This window comes from Streptomyces sp. NRRL F-5650 (genome assembly GCF_000721365.1).
GTDB lineage: Bacteria > Actinomycetota > Actinomycetes > Streptomycetales > Streptomycetaceae > Streptomyces > Streptomyces ardesiacus.
Window position 1 is genome coordinate 1 of sequence record NZ_JOGV01000197.1, and the last position, 239, is coordinate 239.

A 239-nucleotide genomic window follows, 5' to 3' on the forward strand; every position below is an offset into this window, starting at 1 on the left:
GGCGGCCAGGACCGCCGGGGGACGGAACATCCGGGTCGGCGGGGTGCGCATGCTGGTGACGTCCCAGAGCGCGGAGGCCGCCGCGAAGCTGCCGGTGGCGGCCCTGGTCAGGCGCCGGGTGTAGGCGGTCACCGCCCGGTCGGGTGAGCGGTGCCCCCGCTGCCCGGGGGCGTCCGCTCACTCGCTCGTGCGGTCCAGCCCGGCGAGCAGCCCGCGTTCGTGGGGCGTCAGCGGCGGTC

General features: G+C 78.7%; 1 pseudogene. It reads right to left on the reverse strand.

The features are described from left to right. Positions 1 to 168: pseudogene (locus tag IG88_RS44900) on the reverse strand (pyridine nucleotide-disulfide oxidoreductase); the annotation flags it as partial. Positions 169 to 239 lie beyond the last annotated feature (71 nt).